The sequence below is a fragment of the Occultella aeris genome (assembly GCF_902703175.1).
GTDB lineage: Bacteria > Actinomycetota > Actinomycetes > Actinomycetales > Beutenbergiaceae > Occultella > Occultella aeris.
In genome coordinates, this window is sequence record NZ_CACRYJ010000053.1 from 21,345 (window position 1) to 39,978 (window position 18,634).

Annotated in this window: 17 protein-coding genes; 8 read left to right on the forward strand and 9 right to left on the reverse strand. The window is 73.0% G+C overall.

Annotation, left to right across the window (positions count from 1 at the left end; translation table 11 throughout):
* The first annotated feature begins 9 nt into the window (after positions 1-9).
* From cydB to HALOF300_RS17570, 4 genes are read left to right on the forward strand one after another with little or no spacing between them, the layout of a single operon-like run.
* Positions 10-1,056 carry a cytochrome d ubiquinol oxidase subunit II gene (gene cydB / locus HALOF300_RS17555; protein ID WP_156742211.1) on the forward strand — a complete coding sequence of 349 codons (1,047 nt, stop codon included), beginning with the start codon at positions 10-12 and terminating at the stop codon, positions 1,054-1,056.
* Positions 1,053-2,831, forward strand: coding sequence for a thiol reductant ABC exporter subunit CydD (gene cydD, locus HALOF300_RS17560; RefSeq protein ID WP_331716242.1), 1,779 nt, complete (start codon positions 1,053-1,055; stop codon positions 2,829-2,831). Before cydB ends, cydD begins: the two co-directional genes overlap by 4 nt.
* Positions 2,828-4,765, forward strand: a complete 1,938-nt coding sequence (gene cydC / locus HALOF300_RS17565; RefSeq protein WP_156742212.1) for a thiol reductant ABC exporter subunit CydC — start codon at positions 2,828-2,830, stop codon at positions 4,763-4,765. Before cydD ends, cydC begins: the two co-directional genes overlap by 4 nt.
* Complete coding sequence (locus HALOF300_RS17570; protein WP_156742213.1) at positions 4,762-6,390, forward strand: sensor histidine kinase; 1,629 nt, start codon at positions 4,762-4,764, stop codon at positions 6,388-6,390. The genes cydC and HALOF300_RS17570 overlap by 4 nt, the downstream gene beginning before the upstream one ends.
* Before the next feature lie 33 nt (positions 6,391-6,423).
* On the opposite strand, the gene HALOF300_RS17575 is transcribed toward HALOF300_RS17570, so the two are convergent.
* The 4 genes from HALOF300_RS17575 to HALOF300_RS17590 all read right to left on the reverse strand — a co-directional run bounded on the left by HALOF300_RS17575 (position 6,424) and on the right by HALOF300_RS17590 (position 11,510).
* Entirely contained in the window at positions 6,424-8,295 is a 1,872-nt protein-coding gene (locus HALOF300_RS17575; protein WP_156742214.1) for a glycerophosphoryl diester phosphodiesterase membrane domain-containing protein, read from the reverse strand.
* Positions 8,292-9,731, reverse strand: coding sequence for a dipeptidase (locus HALOF300_RS17580; RefSeq protein ID WP_156742215.1), 1,440 nt, complete (start codon positions 9,729-9,731; stop codon positions 8,292-8,294). Before HALOF300_RS17580 ends, HALOF300_RS17575 begins: the two co-directional genes overlap by 4 nt.
* Complete coding sequence (locus HALOF300_RS17585) at positions 9,728-10,384, reverse strand: response regulator (protein ID WP_290368025.1); 657 nt, start codon at positions 10,382-10,384, stop codon at positions 9,728-9,730. The genes HALOF300_RS17580 and HALOF300_RS17585 overlap by 4 nt, the downstream gene beginning before the upstream one ends.
* Before the next feature lie 118 nt (positions 10,385-10,502).
* On the reverse strand, positions 10,503-11,510 hold the full coding sequence (locus tag HALOF300_RS17590; protein ID WP_156742216.1) for a LacI family DNA-binding transcriptional regulator: 1,008 nt from the start codon (positions 11,508-11,510) through the stop codon (positions 10,503-10,505).
* Positions 11,511-11,636: 126 nt separating this feature from the next.
* Between HALOF300_RS17590 and eda the strand changes: the two genes are divergently transcribed.
* From eda to HALOF300_RS17610, 4 genes are all read left to right on the forward strand, one after another.
* Positions 11,637-12,263, forward strand: coding sequence for a bifunctional 4-hydroxy-2-oxoglutarate aldolase/2-dehydro-3-deoxy-phosphogluconate aldolase (gene eda / locus HALOF300_RS17595; protein WP_156742217.1), 627 nt, complete (start codon positions 11,637-11,639; stop codon positions 12,261-12,263).
* 46 nt (positions 12,264-12,309) lie between these two features.
* On the forward strand, positions 12,310-13,410 hold the full coding sequence (locus HALOF300_RS17600; RefSeq protein WP_156742218.1) for a sugar kinase: 1,101 nt from the start codon (positions 12,310-12,312) through the stop codon (positions 13,408-13,410).
* Between the two features lie 61 nt (positions 13,411-13,471).
* Positions 13,472-14,428, forward strand: coding sequence for a sugar kinase (locus HALOF300_RS17605; protein ID WP_156742219.1), 957 nt, complete (start codon positions 13,472-13,474; stop codon positions 14,426-14,428).
* 111 nt (positions 14,429-14,539) lie between these two features.
* Complete coding sequence (locus tag HALOF300_RS17610) at positions 14,540-15,172, forward strand: bifunctional 4-hydroxy-2-oxoglutarate aldolase/2-dehydro-3-deoxy-phosphogluconate aldolase (RefSeq protein ID WP_231955552.1); 633 nt, start codon at positions 14,540-14,542, stop codon at positions 15,170-15,172.
* Positions 15,173-15,181: 9 nt separating this feature from the next.
* Here the strand turns inward: HALOF300_RS17610 and mutM are convergent, their stop codons facing one another.
* Genes mutM through coaD form a run of 5 tightly spaced genes read right to left on the reverse strand, consistent with a single transcriptional unit; the run spans position 15,182 to position 18,590 of the window.
* Positions 15,182-16,135 carry a bifunctional DNA-formamidopyrimidine glycosylase/DNA-(apurinic or apyrimidinic site) lyase gene (gene mutM / locus HALOF300_RS17615; RefSeq protein ID WP_156742220.1) on the reverse strand — a complete coding sequence of 318 codons (954 nt, stop codon included), beginning with the start codon at positions 16,133-16,135 and terminating at the stop codon, positions 15,182-15,184.
* Position 16,136: 1 nt separating this feature from the next.
* Positions 16,137-16,859 (reverse strand): ribonuclease III, encoded by a 723-nt coding sequence (gene rnc / locus HALOF300_RS17620; protein ID WP_156742221.1) that lies wholly within the window; start codon positions 16,857-16,859, stop codon positions 16,137-16,139.
* Positions 16,856-17,464 (reverse strand): YceD family protein, encoded by a 609-nt coding sequence (locus HALOF300_RS17625; RefSeq protein WP_156742222.1) that lies wholly within the window; start codon positions 17,462-17,464, stop codon positions 16,856-16,858. Before HALOF300_RS17625 ends, rnc begins: the two co-directional genes overlap by 4 nt.
* Positions 17,461-18,069, reverse strand: a complete 609-nt coding sequence (locus tag HALOF300_RS17630) for an ATP synthase subunit B family protein (protein WP_331716243.1) — start codon at positions 18,067-18,069, stop codon at positions 17,461-17,463. Before HALOF300_RS17630 ends, HALOF300_RS17625 begins: the two co-directional genes overlap by 4 nt.
* A complete protein-coding gene (coaD, locus tag HALOF300_RS17635; protein WP_156742223.1) occupies positions 18,066-18,590 on the reverse strand; it encodes a pantetheine-phosphate adenylyltransferase in 525 nt (174 codons plus the stop codon). Before coaD ends, HALOF300_RS17630 begins: the two co-directional genes overlap by 4 nt.
* Between the last annotated feature and the right edge of the window lie 44 nt (positions 18,591-18,634).

Genomic DNA, 18,634 nt, shown 5'->3' on the forward strand with positions numbered 1-18,634 from the left:
GAGGAAGTCATGGATCTGCCCCTGCTCTGGTTCCTGATCATCGCCTTCTTCTGGATGGGCTACCTCGTCCTGGAGGGCTTCGACTTCGGCGTCGGGATGCTGATGCGCCCGCTCTCGCGCAGCGACACCGACCGGCGCCTGATCATCAACACCATCGGCCCGGTCTGGGACGGCAACGAGGTGTGGCTGATCGTGGCCGGTGCCGCCACGTTCGCAGCGTTCCCGGAGTGGTACGCCACGATGTTCTCCGGGTTCTACCTACCCCTGCTGGCGATCCTGGCGGCCCTGATCATCCGCGGCGTCGCGTTCGAGTACCGCGGCAAGATCAACGACGACGCCTGGCGGGCGCGGTGGGACTGGGCCATCACGATCGGGTCCTGGGTGCCGGCGATCCTCTGGGGCGTCGCGTTCGCGAACTTCGTGCGCGGGGTGCGCCTGGACGCCGACCACCAGATGGTCTCCGGATTCTTCGAGCTGCTCTCCCCGTTCGCGCTGCTCGGCGGCGCCACCACCGCGCTGCTGTTCGCCCTGCACGGCGCGATCTTCATCAGCCTCAAGACCGACGGCGACATGCGCGAGCGCGCCGGACGTACGGCGGCCGTGCTGGCCGTGCCGACCCTCGTGGTGGCCGCGGCGTTCGCGATCTGGGCGCAGGTGGCGCACTCGGCGCACACCTGGACGTGGGTGCCGGTGGGCGTCGCCGCGGCGGCGCTCGTCGCGGTCGTGTTCGCGACCCGGGCCCGCAGGGAGGGCTGGGCGTTCACGCTCAGCGCGCTCACGATCGCCGCCGTGGTCGTGTTCATCTTCGGCTCGTTGTACCCGAACGTGCTGCCCGCGATCAACGACCCGGCGAACTCGCTGACGATCTCCAACGCCTCGTCCACGGACTACACGCTGACCATCATGACGTGGGTGGCGGCGTGCCTGACCCCGCTGATCATCGCGTACCAGGGCTGGACGTACTGGGTGTTCCGCAAGCGCCTGACCACGGCCGCCATCCCGGCCCACATCGGACTGCCACGCAAGGACCCGACGAAGGACCCGGCCCGCTCGTGAGCAAGCCCCTCGACCCGCGCCTGCTCCGCCGCGCCCACGCCGCCCGCACCTACATGCTGGCCACGGCCGTGCTCACGGTGGCGATGACGGCGTGTGTGGTGGCCGGCGCGATCCTGCTCGCCCGCGCGGTGGCCCCGGTGGTCACCGGGGCGGCGACGCTCGGACAGGTCCTGCCCCAGATCGCCTGGGTCGGTGCGCTGTTCGTGGTCCGCGCCGGGCTCTCCGCGGTCTCGGAGTCGATCGCACACCGCAGCGCCGTGCGAGTGATCACCGAGCTACGCGAACAGGTACTGGTCCGCGCGGCGGAGCTCGGGCCACGTTGGCTTGCCACGAACGGCGCCGATACCGCCACTCTGGCGACCCGCGGCATCGAGGCCCTCGAGCCCTATTTCGTCCGGTACCTGCCACAACTGCTGCTGACGGCGGTGCTCACTCCTGCGGTGTTGGCCGTCATCGCCGGGCTGGACGTCGTCTCCGCGATCACGATCGGGATCACGATCCCGCTGATCCCGTTGTTCATGTGGCTCGTCGGGGTCGCCACCCAGAAGTACGCGGCGGACCGGTTGGCGGCGCTGTCCCGCCTGGGCAGCCAGCTCCTGGACCTGATCGCCGGGCTGCCCACGCTGCAGGCGTTCGGGCGGGCACTCGGCCCGGTACGCCGGGTCCGGGAACTGGCCGACGCGACCCGTCGCACCACGATGGCGACGCTGCGGGTCGCGTTCCTGTCCGGCGCCGTGCTGGAACTGCTCGCCTCGCTCTCGGTGGCGATGGTCGCCGTCGGGGTCGGGCTGCGGCTCGTCTACGGCGAGCTCGACCTGACCACGGGGCTTGCCGTCCTGATCCTGGCCCCGGAGGTGCTGCTGCCGCTGCGACAGGTGGGCGTGCACTTCCACGCGGCCGCCGACGGCGTGGCTGCGGCCGACCAGGTGCACACGATCCTGGACACGCCCCTGACCGACCCCGCCCAGAGGGCTGCCGCGGGCACGCGTCCGGTCGGCGCCGTGACGGCGCTCGAGTGGGACGGTGTTGGCGTGCGCGCCGGCGACCGCGGCTACGCGGCACCGGCGGGTCTGAGCGGCGTGGTCCGCCCGGGGGCGATCACGGCACTCGTGGGCCCCAGCGGCGCCGGCAAGAGCACCGCAGTGATGGTCGCGCTCGGTGTGCAGTCCCCCGACGAAGGGCGGGTGCTGCTGCACACCGCGGACGGCGTGGTGCCGCTCGCCGACGTGGCGCTCGCCTCGTGGTGGGCGCAGGTCACCTGGGTGCCCCAGCGGCCGGTGATCGAACCGGGCACGCTGCGCGAGTACGTCACGGGGGCCTCACTCGCCACGACCGGCGTCGGCGAGAGTGCCGATGTGGCAGCCACTCCAGCACTATCGGCGGCCGCCACGGCCACCGGGTTCGACGACGTGCTGGCCGGGCTGCCACATGGCTGGGACACCCCGATCGGGCGAGGCGGGGTGGGCCTGTCCCTCGGGCAGCGGCAGCGCCTCGCCCTGACCCGGGCTCTGCTGCACCCGGGCCGGATCCTGGTGCTGGACGAGCCGACCGCGCACCTGGATGCGGCGAGCGAGGCGCGGGTGCTCACCGCCCTGCGCGCCGCGGCCGACGCCGGGAAGGCGGTGCTGGTGATCGCGCACCGGCCCGAGCTCATCGCGGCCGCGGATCAGCTCCTCGAGGTACGTGCGGGTGTGCCGCCCGAGGCCGGCGGTGCTGCCGACCACCATGGCGCCGAGTTCATCGATCGGCCCGATCGGGCGGCGGTGACCCGATGACGTCCTCCACCTCCACAGCCGACACCACCCCGGCACCCGGGATCACCTCCCCCGCGGGCACCTCCGCCAGCCGCTTCCCGGCCCGCCGCGACCGCCGGGACCTGACCGCGCTGCGCCGGATCCTCCCGCTCCTGCGCGTCGACGCGAGCCGCGTGCTGGTCGCGGTCGTGTGCGGCACGATCGCCCTGGGTAGCGCCGTCGGGCTCGCGGCGGCGTCGGCGTGGCTCATCGCGCGGGCGTCCGAGATGCCGCCGGTCATGCACCTCGGCGTGGCCGTGGTGGCAGTGCGCGCGCTCGGCATCTCGCGCGGCGTGTTCCGCTACCTGGAGCGGCTCTCCTCGCACGAGGTGGCGTTGCGCGGCGTGGTGGACCTGCGCACGAACGTGTACCGGATCCTCGCCCTCGGGCACCCCGAGGCGACCGCGGGGATGCGCCGCGGCGACGTCCTCGCCCGGGTTGGCGCCGACGTGGACGCAGTCGGCGACGTGGTGGTCCGGGCACTGGTCCCGACGGCGGTCGCGGTCGTGGTCTCGGCCGGCACAGTCGGCCTCGTGGCAGCGTTCTCCCCCGCCGCCGCGGGCATCCTGACCCTCGCCCTGCTGCTCGCCGGGATCGGCGCACCGGCCCTCGCCGCAGCCGCGGCGAGACGTAGCGAACTGGCTGGCGTGCAGGCCCGAGCGGACGTGGCGGCCGCGTCCATGTTGATCCTCGACGGCGCCACGGAGCTGCGTGTGTCGGGTCGCCTTGCCGCCGCGGTCGCGGACCTGCGCCGCGCGCAGGTGCGGGTGGCCGCCACCCAGGACGCCGCCGCCCGGCCCGCGGCGCTCGCCCAGGGGCTCGGTGTCCTCGCGACCGGCCTGGCCGTGGTCGGGGCCATGCTGGTCGGGATCCCGGCGACCACCGCCGGGACCCTGGCACCGGTGGAACTGGCCGTCGTGGTGCTCACTCCGCTGGCCGCGTTCGAGGCCGCCGCTGCGCTGCCCGCGGCCGCGCTGCAGGTGATCCGGTCCGGCGGCGCCGCGCGCCGGCTCGTTGATCTGCTGGACCGGGCCGGCGCCTGGCCGACCGGCGGCGACGACGCTTCGGTCGTGGCGGCGACGCCAGCCCGGGCGAGCGTCGCCGGGGACCGGACGACCACCCGGGCGAGCGCGGACGCCGGCGCGACGCCCACCCCGGCGAGTGCCCCCCGGGCGAGCGCCACGGCCCGGCCGGCCTCCGCCGTCGACCCGACGGTCGTCGCGACCGGCCTCGCCTGCGGCTACCCCGGCCACCCGCCCGTGCTGACCGGCCTCGACCTGCGCCTCGAGCCGGGCCACGCCGTCGTCGTGGTCGGGCCGAGCGGGATCGGCAAGACCACCCTCCTGCTCACCCTCGCCGGCCTCCTCGAACCCGTCGCGGGCGAGGTACGCATCGGCGGCACGGTCGGCGGTGAGCACGCGTCGGCGACCGTCGCGGTGACAGCCGAGGACGCCCACGTGTTCGCCACCACGGTGCTCGAGAACCTGCGGGTCGCCCGCGGCGACGTCACGCCGGGCCAGGCCACCGAGGCACTCACCCGGGCCGGGCTCGGCGACCTGCTGGACCGGCTGCCGGACGGCCTGGACACCATGCTCGGACCGGACGCCACGACGCTCTCGGGCGGGGAACGCCGTCGGCTGCTGCTCGCCCGGGCCCTGCTGCACCCGGCCCCCCTGATGCTCCTGGACGAGCCCGGCGAACACCTCGACCCGGCCACCGCGGACGCTCTCATCGCCGACATCCTCAGCGTCGGCCGCGAGCGTGGTGTCCTCGTGGTGACCCACCGCCTGGCCGGGCTGGACCGAGCAGACCAGGTGATCGACCTCGGTGCTCGGGACATCGGTCCCTCGCCGAAGGCCCCGGTCAACGGCCACACTGGGGACATGGAGACGCTCGAAGCCGGCCGCCGGCCATGACGAAGTTCCTCGATGCCGTCCTGTCGGTCACCTCGCACCTGCACCTGGATGACATGCTCGCCAACTTCGTGCAGGCCGCCGCGGACCTGACCGGCGCGAAGTACGCCGCGATCGGCGTCCTCGACGCGGCCGGCGAGACGGAGACGTTCGTCCAGCACGGGGTGGACCCGGTCACCGAGGCGGTCCTGGAGCACCCGCACGGGCGCGGGATCCTCGCCGAGATCCCCACCGACGGGGTGCTGATGCTGTCCGACCTGACCGCCCACCCCCGGTTCCAGGGGTTCCCCGAGGGACACCCGATGATGCGCTCCTTCCTGGGAGTGCCGGTGCGGGTGGCCGACCAGGTCTACGGCCGGCTCTACCTGTCCGAGAAGGCGGGCGGCGACTTCACCGACACCGACGCCGAGAACATTCGGATGCTAGCCGCGGCGGCCGCGATCGCGGTGCAGAACTCACGCCTGTACAAGGCGGCGCGGACCCGGGAACGGTGGCTCGCCGTCGGGCAGGAGATCACCACGGCGCTGCTGTCCGGGCTCGACGTCGAGGATGCCCTCGCCCTCATCGCCCGGAAGGTGCGCAAGGTGGCGGACGCGGACACCGCCGTGGTGGTGCTGCCCGGCCTCGACGACTCCTGGCTGATCGAGTTCGCGGACGGGGACCCGGTCGGCGACCTGGTCGGGATCGTGATGCCGCCGGACGGGCGGGCGATGACGGTGCTGGCCGAGAAGGAGGGGATCATCGTCGATTCCTTCGCTCGTGCCCGCAACCTGCGGATCCCCGAGTTCGGCCGGTACGGGCCGTCGCTGTACGCGCCGCTCGTCGCCGAGGGGCAGAGCATCGGCGTGCTCATCCTGCTCCGGAACAAGCACGCCCCCGAGTTCACCGAGAGCGACCTGAACGTGGCCGAGTCGATCGCCCGGCAGGCCGCGCTGGCGCTCAAACTCGCCGAGGCGCGCCAGGCCCAGGACCTGGCCGGGCTCGTCGAGGAGCGCGCCCGGATCGCCCGGGACCTGCACGACATGGCGATCCAGCAGTTGTTCGCCACCGGGCTCCAGCTGGCCCATGCGCGCGACCAGGTACCGCCCGAGCGGGACGAACTGCGTCAGGTGCTCGCCACGGCGCTCGACGGGGTCGACGACTCGGTGCGCCAGATCCGTGCGATCGTTCAGAACCTGCGCTCCCCGAACGAGAACGCGCCGCTCCTGGAGCGGCTGCGCCGGGAGACCTCACTGGCCCGCACCGGCCTCGGCTTCGCCCCGTCCCTGGTGCTGGAGGCCACCGACCCCGTGACCGGGGTGCCGCAGCCGTCGGACCAGGCTGGCGACGACCTCGACGCGCGCGTGGACGCCGACCTCGCCGACGACGTGGTCGCGGTGGTCCGGGAAGGGCTCGCGAACGCGGCCCGGCACGCCCGGGCGTCGTCGGTGCATGTGCGGCTGGCGGTCGGGCCGGAGGACATCGAGGTGGTGGTCACCGACGACGGCGTCGGGCTCGATCCCGAGCGCACCCGCTCGTCCGGGCTCGACAACCTCGCCACTCGGGCCCGCCGGCACGGCGGCGAGTTCCGGTTGGGGCCGGGGCCCGACGGCGGGACGTCGTTGGTCTGGACGGCCCGGTCGGGCTGACGCGGCCGGCCCGACCGCGGCCGACCCTGCCTCTCACCACCAGCCGACGAGTTTGTGCAGCTCGTCCTCGAGGCGGCGGGCGAGCGAGGTGTCCCCGGCGACGGCGGCCCGCTGGTCCAGGGCGCCGGCGGGATCGCTGGTGATCAGCCCGTCGACACCGTCGCGCACGAATCGGCGCATCGCGGCCGGGTCGTTGACGGTCCACAGCAGCAGTTGGGCACCGGCGGCGTGGGCCTCGCTCAGGATCCGCGGCGTGTAGGAGGACTCCTCGAGAGCGACGAAGTCCGCCCGACCGGGGTCGAGGCGGCCCCGGTGGAAGGCCACGACCCAGCCGGTCGTGACCTCGGCGAACCGGTCCTCGATCTCGTTCACCAGTGCGATGTCGAAGGACTGGACGCGGGCGGTCGCGACCAGGCCATGGGCCACCAGCACGGCCACGACGTCGCCGACGTAGTCCCCCTGCTCGCGACCGTGGGTCTTCAGTTCCACCAGCAGCGCGATGTCCAGTTCGGCGGCTCGGGCCGCGAACTCCTCGAAGGTGGGGATGGTCGCTGTGTGTCCGCCCTGCCTGACCGTGGTCCCGGTCAGCTCCGCCGTCGTCATCTCGAACACGGACCTGTTGATGCCCGCGATACGACGCAGGTTGGTGTCGTGCACGACCACCAGGCCACCGTCGGCGGCCTGCTGGACGTCGAGCTCCACGTAGTCCGCGCCGACGGCCGCCGCCGCGTCGAGCGCGTCGATGGTGTTCTCGACCGCGTCGTCCGTCACGCCGCGGTGCGCGATGACCGCTGTCGTCACCTCGTCGCGGACCGCGATCATGACCGTGGTGTTGACGGTGACGGCCACGGCCAGGACGGCGCCGAGGACCGCCACGCCGACGGCTCGGCCACCGGGCATCCCGGGCCATCGGGGGACCCATCCCGCGGCACGGGAAGCCTCGGGCGGTGGCTGGGTGTACGGCGCGTCGAGCGGGGCGGTCGTCAACCAGCCGATGTCGCCGCCAGGCTCGCGGCGTCGGTCCGCCAGAACGACGAGCGCCTGGGTGAGTACCGCGACGATGAGACCGCTCACGGCCAGCACGGCCACCTGCACGATGGTGACGGTCAGTCCGGCGACGAGCGGTGAGGCAGGCGGCCAGACGGCGTCGGCCAGACGCACCGCGTACAGGATCAGCACCACCAGGCCAGCGAGGACGACGGCGGAGACGGTCCAGGCCGCGGCGAACAGACCGACCACCCGGGCGCTCTGCCCGCGGGTCATCCGCCAGCTGCTCGCGAGGGCCGCGAGCACGGACGCCCGGCTCGTGAGCAGTACCACCGGGACCAGGACCAGGCGCACATTGACGTAGAGGACGGCCGCGGCGCCGAGTATCCAGACCAGCGTGCCGGCGACCGTCTTGCGCAGTTCACCGGCGATGAACGGCGGCAGCTCGACGCCGCGGGTCAGGAAGGCACCGACCTCGAGACCACCCAGCGGCACGAGCAGGAACGCGTACGCGACGAACACCAGGAGCTGTGGGCCGAGGAGGCGCCGGCCCACGGCCGCCAGTTCGGCGCCGATGGCACGTGGATGCAGGATGGTGTCGTCGCGCAACCGGGTGCCGATGAGGATCAGGACGCCCTGGCCGATGAGGACGGCGACACTCGCCACGGCCGCGAGCAGGAGCAACAACAGGAACGAGACCGGGTGGGTGAGCAGGCGGACGGCCGAGGCCTCCGTCAAGGCCGTCAGCCCGGCTGCCCTGAGCGCCGCGCGAAGGAGCAGCGCGACGATCGGCACCACGACGAGCACCGTCGCGGCCTGGAGCGCCACGGTCGTGCGCAGATAGAGCCTCCGATTGCGCGCGACCGTCGCCGCGGCGGTGGCCAGGATGCCTGGCCGCCGCCGTTCGGCAGGGATCACCCGGTGGGGTCGAGGCCCTCGATGGACCCGGGGTGGGCCTCACCGGCCCCAACGAGACCCAGGCGGCGCAGGAACATGGCCACGCCGAGGGCGGTGTGCTCGATCTCGGCCGGATGCACGCTCTCGTTCGGTGCATGCATCAGACTCGCGGGATCGGCCAGGCCGAGCATCACGATGGACGCCTCCGGCTGGGCGGCGGCAAGCGCCGCGGTCAGCGGGATCGAGCCGCCCTGGCCGGAGGTCACGGTGGGCTTGCCGAAGGCGTCACCGAGCGCCTCGTGCAGCGCCGCGAACGAGGGCGTGCTGGTGTCCGCACGGTACGGACGCCCGTTGCCGCCGGACTCGGTGCTCACCTGCACGCCCCACGGGGCGACGTCGGCCAGGTGCGCCCGCAGCAACCGTTCCGCCTCGTCGGGGTCCACACCGGGCGGAACCCGCAGGTTCAGGCGCGCGGCGGCGCGGGGCTGGATCGCGGCGACGGACCCGACGACGGCGGGTGCGTCCAGGCCGATCACGGTGAGGGCGGGGCGGGACCAGACCTGATCGGCCACCGTGCCCGAGCCGAGCCGGCGTCCGCCGGGCAGGATGCCGGCCTCGGCGCGGAAGGCGTCCTCGGAGTACGGGACACCGTCCCAGACCCCGTCGCCGGCCAGCCCGCGCACAGTGGTGTTGCCATCCGCGTCACGCAGGGTCGCCAGGATCGCGATGAGAGCCGCGAGCGCGTCCGGCGCGGCGCCACCGAAGGCACCGGAGTGCAGCTCGCCGGCGACCGCCTCGACCCGGACGATGACGTCCACCACGCCGCGCAGCGAGACGGTCAGGGTAGGTTGCCCGACCGTCACGTTGCCGGTGTCCTGGATCAGGATCACATCGGCGGCGAACTCCTCGGGGTGCGCCTGCACATACTGCTCGAGGCCGCCCGTGCCCTGCTCCTCCGAGCCCTCGATGACCACGGTCAGGGAGACCGGGTACGCGCCGTCGGGCCGGAGCGCGCGCAGCGCGGTCAGGTGGGCGATGATGCTGCCCTTGCAGTCCGCGGCGCCCCGGCCGTAGAACCGGCCGTCCCGCTCGGTCAGGGTGAACGGGTCTGTGGCCCAGGCTCGCGTGTTGGACGCAGGCTGGACGTCGTAGTGGGCGTAGAGGAGCACCCGGGGCGCACCGGCCGGTCCCTCGTGGTGCGCGATCACGGCGTCCGTGCCGTCCGGGGTGCGTACCAGGGCGGCGTCGGCCAGGCCTAGCTCCGCGAACGCCTCAGCGACCCACTGTGCGGCCAGCCGGCACTGCTCGGGGTCCTCGACGGCGGGGTCGGCGACCGATCTGTACGCCACCAGCTCGGCGAGGTCGGACAGCGCCTGGGGCATCAGGCCGGCGACCCGCGCGCGCAGGTCGGCATCCGCCGAGGCCTTGCTCGCGGTCGCAGTCCCGTCGGTGGTCATGAGTGCTGCCCCTCGCTCGGTGCCCGCCACCGGCCACCGCGGTGGGCGGCAACCCAGGCGGCCACCTGGGTGCGTCGCTGCAGGCCCATCTTCGCCAGCAGCGACGTGATGTGATTCTTGACGGTCTTCTCGGCCACCCCGAGCCGGTCCGCGATCTCGCGGTTCGACAGGCCCTCCCCGATCAGGTCGAGCACCTTCAGCTCGCTCGGGGTCAGGTCCGCCGTCGGGTCCGGGTGGGCGTCCTGGCGGCGGGTCACGGTCCGGTCGTCGAGCAGGGTCCGTCCGGCTGCGACGGCGCGGACCACGTCCGCGATCTCGGCGCCACGCACGGACTTGAGGACGAACGCCTTCGCTCCCGCGGCCAGTGCCGCGGCGACCGCGTCGTCGTCGTCGAAGGAGGTCAGCACCACCGCCCGCGCCTCGGGCAGCACCCGCGCGGCCTCGGTGATGATGTCCAGCCCGGTGCCGTCCGGAAGTTGCAGGTCCACGAGCAGCACGTCCGGGCGGACCAGCGGCACCCGGCGATGCGCCTCGGCGACCGAGGACGCCTCGCCGACCACGGTCAGCCCGTCCGAACGCTCGATCACCTCGGCGATGCCCCGCCGCACCACCTCGTGATCATCGACAATCATCACGCGCACCGGATCCGTCATGGCTCCGAGCCTATCGGCCCGGCGACGCCCGGAGAGCGCGGTCCGGGCGAGCGGAACGGCACGCTCGAAAGCACTATCGACGAGCAGCAGCCCTCCCGGCGAGCAGCGCGGCGACGAGTCAGCCTCGCGGGGCCTGCGCCGTGGAGCGCCGCACCTGCAGTTCCACGGGCAGCACGTTCAGGGCACCGGCCGCGCCCCTCGATGGCTCCGTGAGGAGCAGGTCCACCGCCGCGGCACCCATCCGCTGAGCCGGGACCGCCACCGTGGTCAGGGCGGGGGCGAGCAGGCGGGCGACCGGCACGTCGTCGAAGCCGACGACGCTCATCGCCTCCGGCACGCCCACGCCACGTTCACCGAGGCGCCCGAGCAGCCCGAGGGCGAGCTGGTCGTTGAACGCCAGGACCGCCGTGACCCCCTCGGCCATGGCCAGGTCCGCGGCCGCCACGCCGCCGGCCGGCCCCGGTCGGAACGCGCCGAGGTCCACGATCGTCACGTCCCGGCCCTGTGCGCGCCAGGCCTCCACCGCGACCGTCAGGCCGGCGCGCCGCTCCGCGTCCGACCACGACGTCGCCGGACCGCCGGCGTAGCCGATCCGCGCGTGACCGAGGGCGAGCAGATGCCCCACGGCCTGCCGGATGCCGTCGGCGTTGTCACCGGTGACGGCCGGGACCCCGGGAAGCGACCGGTTGATCAGTACGACCCGGCTGCGCGCGGCGAGCGCGAGCAGGTCGGCGTCGGCAGCGCGCGGCGAGGCCAGGATCATCCGGTCCACGTCTGCGGCGAGCTGCCCGAGGACCTCTCGCTCCCGGTCGACGTCCTCGTCGGTGTCCGCGATGATCGCGGTCAGCCCGGCGGCCCGCACCCGGTTCTGCATGCCCTTGGCCACCGAGGAGTAGAACGGGTTCTCCAGGTCGGGGATGACCAGGCCCACGGACTGGCCACGGCCGGTGACGAGCGCGCGGGCCGCGCGGTTCGGTTCGTAGCCGAGCGCGGCGGCCGCCCGGCGGACCCGGTCCGCGGTGGCCGCGGCCACGGTCGTGGACCCGGCGAGGGCCCGGGACACCGTCGCGATGGAGACGCCGGCCTCCCGCGCGACGTCGTGGATCGTGACCACACCCTCCGCCATGCGTTCCCCTCCTCAGCCAGATCGTCACAAACGTTTACATCGACCTTGTCGGCCCATCCTTACCGTGCTAGCGTCGCGGGTCAAGACCATTCTGAAAACGTTTTGATTCGCGGAAGGCACTCTCCCATGACCGAACTGCTCGACCAGATCGCCGCCGCCCGGCTCGTGCCGGTCGTCGTCCTCGACGACGCCAAGGACGCCGCTCCGCTGGCGCACGCACTGATCGCCGGTGGCCTGCCCGTGGCCGAGGTGACGTTCCGAACCGACGCCGCCGTGGCGTCCATCAAGGCGATGTCCGCGATCGACGGGATGCTCGTCGGCGCCGGCACGGTCCTGACCGCCGAGCAGGTCGACGCCGCCGTTGACGCCGGGGCCAGCTACATCGTCTCCCCCGGGCTGTCCACCGCCGTCGTGCGCCGCGCCAAGGAGCGAGGCGTGCTCGCCCTGCCCGGTGCCGTCACCGCCACCGAGGTGCAGGCCGCCCTCGCCGAGGGCCTGACCGCCGTGAAGTTCTTCCCGGCCGAGACCTCCGGCGGCGCCGCCGCGATCAAGGCGCTGTCCGCCCCGTTCGCCGGCCTGAAGTTCGTCCCGACCGGCGGCATCGGCCCGAAGAACGTGGCCGAGTACACGGCCGTCTCCGCGGTGCTGGCCATCGGCGGCAGCTGGATGGTCCCCCGGGACAAGGTCGCGGCCGGCGCCTTCGACGAGATCACCGCCCTCACCGCCGAGGCCGTCGCCCTCGTCCGCGGCTGAGCCGCGCCCGTTCCCCACGTACCCGCACAAGACAGGACCCCCAGCCATGAGCCTGACCATCCGCCCCGCCGCCGAGTGCCGCTACGACGTCGTCTCCCTCGGTGAGGTGATGCTGCGCCTCGACCCGGGCGAGGGCCGCATCCGCACCACCCGCCAGTTCCGCGCCTGGGAGGGCGGCGGCGAGTACAACGTCGCCCGCGGCCTGCGCCGCGCGTTCGGGCAGCGCGCCGCCGTCGTCACCGCGCTCGCCGATAACGAGGTGGGCCGCCTGGTCGAGGACTTCATCCTCCAGGGCGGCGTCGACACCCAGTTCATCAAGTGGGTGCCCTACGACGGCATCGGCCGCGAGGTCCGCAACGGGCTGAACTTCACCGAGCGCGGCTTCGGTGTGCGTGGCGCCGTCGGGGTCTCCGACCGCGGCAACACTGCCACGAGCCAGCTGAAGCCCGGCGACATCGATTGGGACCACCTGTTCGGTGGGCTCGGGGTGCGCTGGCTGCACACCGGCGGGATCTTCGCCGCGCTGAGCGAGTCCACCGCCGAGGTGGTCGTGGAGGCCGTGACCGCCGCCAAGAAGCACGGCACCGTGGTCTCCTACGACCTCAACTACCGGCCGAGCCTGTGGAAGTCGATCGGCGGGCAGGCCAAGGCGCAGGAGGTCAACAAGGCGATCGCGGGGCACATCGACGTCATGATCGGCAACGAGGAGGACTTCACCGCGTCCCTCGGCTTCGAGGTCGAAGGGGTGGACGAGAACCTCTCCGACCTGGACATCTCGAAGTTCCAGTCGATGATCGCGACCGCGTCCGCCGCGTACCCGAACTTCCAGGTCATCGGGAACACGCTGCGCACCGTGCACTCCGCCTCGGACAACGACTGGGGCGCGATCGCGTGGAGCAAGGAGGAGGGCTTCGCCCAGGCCACGCACCGGCCGCACCTGGAGATCCTGGACCGCGTCGGCGGTGGGGACTCCTTCGCCTCCGGCCTGATCTTCGGTCTGCTCGAGGGCGAGCCGCTGAGCACCGCCGTCGAGTACGGCGCCGCGCACGGGGCGCTCGCGATGACCACCCCGGGCGACACCACCATGGTCACCAAGGCCGAGGTGCTCAAGCTCGCCGGCGGCGGGAGCGCCCGCGTCGACCGCTGACGCGTTCCATCAGGTGACCAGGGTGCGGCCCGCAGCGGATCCACAAGTACGCTCAGGATCCATGCACAGCCGCACCCTGCTCACGTTCGGCGAGACGATGGGCCGCCTCGACGCCGAAGGCATCGGCCTGCTCGACGGCGTCCGTCCGCTCTCCCTGAAGCTCGCCGGAGCCGAGAGCAACGTCGCCATCGCGGCCGCCCGCCTCGGCGCCGACGTCACCTGGGTCGGTCGGGTGGGGCCCGACGGCGTCGGTGACCTCATCGAGCGACGGCTACGTGCCGAGGGGGTGGTGACGCGGGCGCTGCGCGACGACGCGTTCACCGGTCTCATGATCTCCTCGCGGCGCACCAGTGCGGGGGTTCGGGTGGACTACCACCGGGCCGGCAGCGCCGGGTCCCGACTGCGCCCGTCCGACCTGCCCCAGGACCTGATCGCCGGGGCCGGCGTGCTGCACGTCACCGGCATCACCCCGGCCCTGAGCACGGGCGCACGGGAGGCGACGTTCTACGCCGTCGACGTCGCCCGCGCCGCCGGTGTGCTGGTGTCGGTGGACGTCAACCACCGTGCGAAACTCTGGTCGGCGCAGGAGGCGGCGCCGGTGCTGCGCGACCTCGTCGCCCGCGCGGACCTCGTGTTCGCCGGACCGGAGGAGGCCCGCCTGGTGCTCGAAGCACCGAACGACGCCGCGGACAACCTGACCCTGGCCCGCGCCGTGGCCGCCCTCGGGCCGAACGCCGTGGTCATCAAGGACGGCCCCCGCGGCGCCGTCGCGATCGTCGACGGCGTCGAACACGTCGCTCCCCCGGTGCCGGTGCACGCGGTGGACCCGGTCGGGGCGGGCGACGCGTTCGTCGGCGGCTACCTCGCCGACCTGCTCGCCGGCGCCGACCCGGCCCAGTGCCTGACCACGGCGGGCCGCACCGGCGCGTACGCAGTCACCGTGCCCGGCGACTGCGAGCACCTGCCCTACCGGCACGAACTGGCCGCGTTCGCCGCGGCCGAGGACGTGGCGCGGTGACCACCTCCCCTGCGGCCTCGCGCACTCGGCCACGGTCCTGCCCCCAACCGACCACGGAACCGGCCATCCGCCGTCGTCCGCCGTCGTTCGAACCGACCCCAGGAGCCTGACGTGACCACGTCCGCCGTGCACCCGTTCACCGCCTACTTCGACGCCGCCTACGCCGCGGTGCCGGTGATGGCGATCCTGCGTGGCTACTCCCCGGAGCGCACCGTCGAGCTGTGCACCCGCGCCTGGGACCTCGGCCTGACCCAGGTGGAGGTCCCGATCCAGACCCCCGAGGCCGTGCCCTCGCTCGAGGCGGCCGTGGCGGCGGCGCGCGAGCGCGGCGCCGAGGTCGGCGCCGGCACCGTCACCACGCCCGAGCAGGTGGACCTCGCGCACCAGGTCGGCGCGGTGTTCACGGTGGCGCCGGGCTTCGACCCGGAGGTCATCGCGCGCAGCGTGGAGCTCGGGGTGCCGCACGTGCCGGGGGTGTCGACACCGTCGGAGATCCAGCAGTCCGTCAGGCTCGGCCTGACCTGGGTCAAGGCGTTCCCCGCGTCCGTGCTCGGACCGGCCTGGATCAAGGCGGTCCTGGCCCCGTTCCCGGGCGTCAAGATGGTGGCCACGGGCGGCATCAACGCGGCGAACGCGGCCGCGTACCTGGACGCCGGCGCCCGCGTGGTCTCTCTCGGTTCGGCGCTGGAGGACCCGAGCCAGCTCGACAGGGTCGCCGCGCTGCTGGCTTCTCGGGTGGCCTGAGCCGCTCGCTCAGTGGCCGGCCGGGCGTTCCCGGGGCGGCCGCTGGCAACGTGGGCAGAAGTACGAGGACCGGTTCATGAAGGCCTCCCGCGCGATGGCGGTGCCGCATCGCCGGCACGGCTCGCCCTCCCGTCCGTAGACGTTCAGGGACCGGTCGAAGTAGCCGCTCGCGCCGTTCACGTTGACGTACAGCGCGTCGAAGCTGGTGCCGCCGGCCACCAACGCCTCGGTCATCACCTCGGTGGCAGCGTCCAGGACGTGCGCCACCTGGCCGGCACGGAGTCTGTCCGTGGGCCGGGCGTAATGGAGCCGCGCCCGCCAGAGCGCCTCGTCGGCGTAGATGTTGCCGACGCCCGAGACCGTCTCCTGATCCAGCAGCACGCGCTTGATGCCGCGGGAACCGGAGCGGATCCGCCGGTTCAGCGCCCGCCGGGCGGGCGCGTCCGGGGCGGCCAGCAACGGGTCGAGCAGGTCCCTCGCGATGTGCGCCACGGGCGCCGGCAGGTACGCACGATCGGGCGAGGTGCCTGCGAAACCGCCGGGGCCGCCGTCGGGCGTGGGCACGAGCGGCACCACGGTGAGGTAGCCGAACGTGCGCTGGTCCATGAAATGCAGTTCGGTGCCGTCGGCGAAGGCGGCGCGCACGCGCAGGTGCGGGTTGCGTTCGGCGCCGGGCGCGGTCGCGCCGGTGACCAGCAACTGGCCGCTCATGCCCAGGTGGGCAAGGAGCGCGTGGTCCTCGGCGACGCCGTCGGGGCCGTCCAGGGTGAGCCAGAGGAACTTGCCACGGCGCACGGCGGCACTGAGCGTCCGGTCGGTCAGCAGCGCGGTGAGCTCGTCGGCGCCGCCCTCCTGATGCCGCACGGCGCGGTCCCGGAGCACCTCGACGGCGGTGATGCGGCGGCCGAGGACATGGTCGGCGAGGCCGCCCCGGACGGTCTCGACCTCGGGGAGTTCGGGCACCTCAGTCCCGCTCGGCGGCCAATGCGCGGTACGCCTGCTCGGCCGCGTTCTGCTCGGCGATCTTCTTCGAGGATCCCTCGCCCTCGCCCCAGGCGACGTCGCCGAGGAGGAGCCGTGCGGTGAACGAGCGCTCATGGTCCGGGCCGGTGCCGGACACGTCGTACACGGGTGCGCCGAGGCCACGGTTGGCCGCGAGCTCCTGAACGCTGGTCTTCCAGTCAAGGCCTGCGCCGAGGTCGGCGGCGGCCTGCAGGGTGGGTCCGACGAGGCGCTGCACCATGGCTCTGGTGAGTTCGAGCCCGTGGCACAGGTAGACGGCACCGATCACGGCCTCCAGGGTGTCGGACAGGATCGAGTCCTTGTCCCGGCCACCGGTGCCGGTCTCACCCTTGCCGAGGAGCAGGTACTCGCCCAGGTCGATGCCCCGGGCCGTCGCCGCGAGCGCCCGCTGGGAGACCGTCGCGGCGCGCATCTTGGCCAGGTCCCCCTCGGACAGGTCCGGGTGGGCGCGGTAGAGGTGCTCGGTCACCACGACGCCGAGGACCGCGTCGCCGAGGAACTCCAGCCGTTCGTTCGTCGGGATCCCGCCGGCCTCGTGGGCGAACGAGCGGTGGGTCAGGGCGAGCACGAGGAGTTCGGGATCGATCTCGATGCCGAGCGAGGCCAACAGCCTGGTCGCGCTCGGGGCGCGGACGTCGACGGCCTGGTCGTCGGCGGCGTTCATCCGCGCGCCTGGGGGCCGGGGCCGGGCTTTGGGAGGTCGCTAGCCGCGGGTTCTGCGGAGTCGGTCAACCCGCTCAGCGCGGCCCAGCGTGGGTCCAGGATCTCGTGGGAGTGCCCGGGCTCGGCGTCCTCGAGCCGGATCCCGCACTCGGGACACAGTCCCGGGCAGTCCGGGCGGCACAGCGGCTGGAACGGCAGGGAGAGCACGACGGCGTCCGTCACCGTCTCCTCGAGGTCGAGCAGTTCGCCGTTCATCTCCTTGAGCGGCTCGGCCTCCTCGTCCTCCTCCTCGATCTTCGGGTGACGTCCACCGGCGTAGGCGAACAGCTCCGTCAGGTCCACCTCGACGTCGTGGATGATGTCGCGCAGGCAGCGCACGCACTCACCGGTCGCCTCGGTCGCGGCGGTGCCGGTGACCAGCACGCCCTCCATCACGGCCTCGAGACGCAGGTCGAGCTCAATGGGGTTGCCGGCCTGGACCCCGATGACCTCGGTGCCCATCAGCTCCGCGGCCGGAACGGTCAGGTTCAGTTCGCGCATCGATCCGGGGCGCCGACCGAGGTCGTGCGTGCTGATCACGAACGGGCTCTGCGGGGTGTGGCTCATGACTTCTCCTGACCGCCGCGCGGGCCCTGGTGGTTGCCCGCGCGGTCCTTCGTCGCGAGCCGGCGGGGCGGGTTCGCGGGGCCGACGCGGGTGGGTCCCTGATCGTCGGCCGCGTCCTCACGCGCCGCGCGGCTGCGGTTGCGTTCCACCAGTCTGGCCCGGCCGGCCGCGACCTGGGTATTGATCGCGTTCAGGTCGATCTCGAACTGGGCGAGCTGACGGTCGCAGTAGTCGTCGGCCTCGCGGGACAGCTTCTCCGCCGACGCCTTCGCGTCGGCGATGATCTGTTCCGCCTTGGCGTTCGCCTCCTTCACCACACTCTCCTTGGAGACGAGGTCAGCGGCACGCTCCTTGGCCTTCTCGACGATCCGGCCTGCCTCGGAGCGGGCCCGCTCCAGGACGGCGTCGGCGTCCGCGACGACGGTATCGGCCTGGGAGATCTGGCTCGGCAGGACCGCCTTGGCGGACTCGACCAGCTCCAGGACCTCGGCCCGGTTGACCAGCGCGGACGCGGACATCGGCATCGACCGCGCCGAGGCGACCAGGTCGGAGAGCTCGTCGAGGATCGCGACCAGCGATTCCCCGTGCTCGGCTGCAGTACTCATCTGTGGTCTTCCTTGCTCTCGGTCAGGCGTGCGCTCGGGGCGGTGCCCAGCGCGTCGTACACGGCGTCGGCCACGCCGGGTGGGACGAGGTCGGTGATCTCCCCGCCGTAACGGGCCACCTCCTTCACCATGGAGGAGGAGATGTGCGAGAGCGTCGCCTCGCTGCTCAGGTAGACGGTCTCGACGCCGGCCAGGTGCCGGTTCATCAGGGACATCGGTTGCTCGGAGTCGAAGTCGGCGCCACCGCGGAGACCCTTGACGATGGCCGACGCGCCAATCTCCCGGCACACGTCCGCGATCAGACCGGGCGCGGTCAGCACCCGCGCGCCGGGCAACTCCGCGACGGCCGCGGCGAACAGATCCCGGCGCTGGTCCACGGTGAGCAGGGTGGCCTTGGCGGCGTTGATGCCGATGACCACCACCACCTCGTCGAAGAGGGTGAGCGCCCGGCGCACGATGTCGAGGTGTCCCAGGGTCACCGGGTCGAAGGAACCCGGGCACACGGCGATTCGAGACGTCACCCCGTTAACGTACCGCCACCGTGGGCCCAGGCCACTTCTGCCGG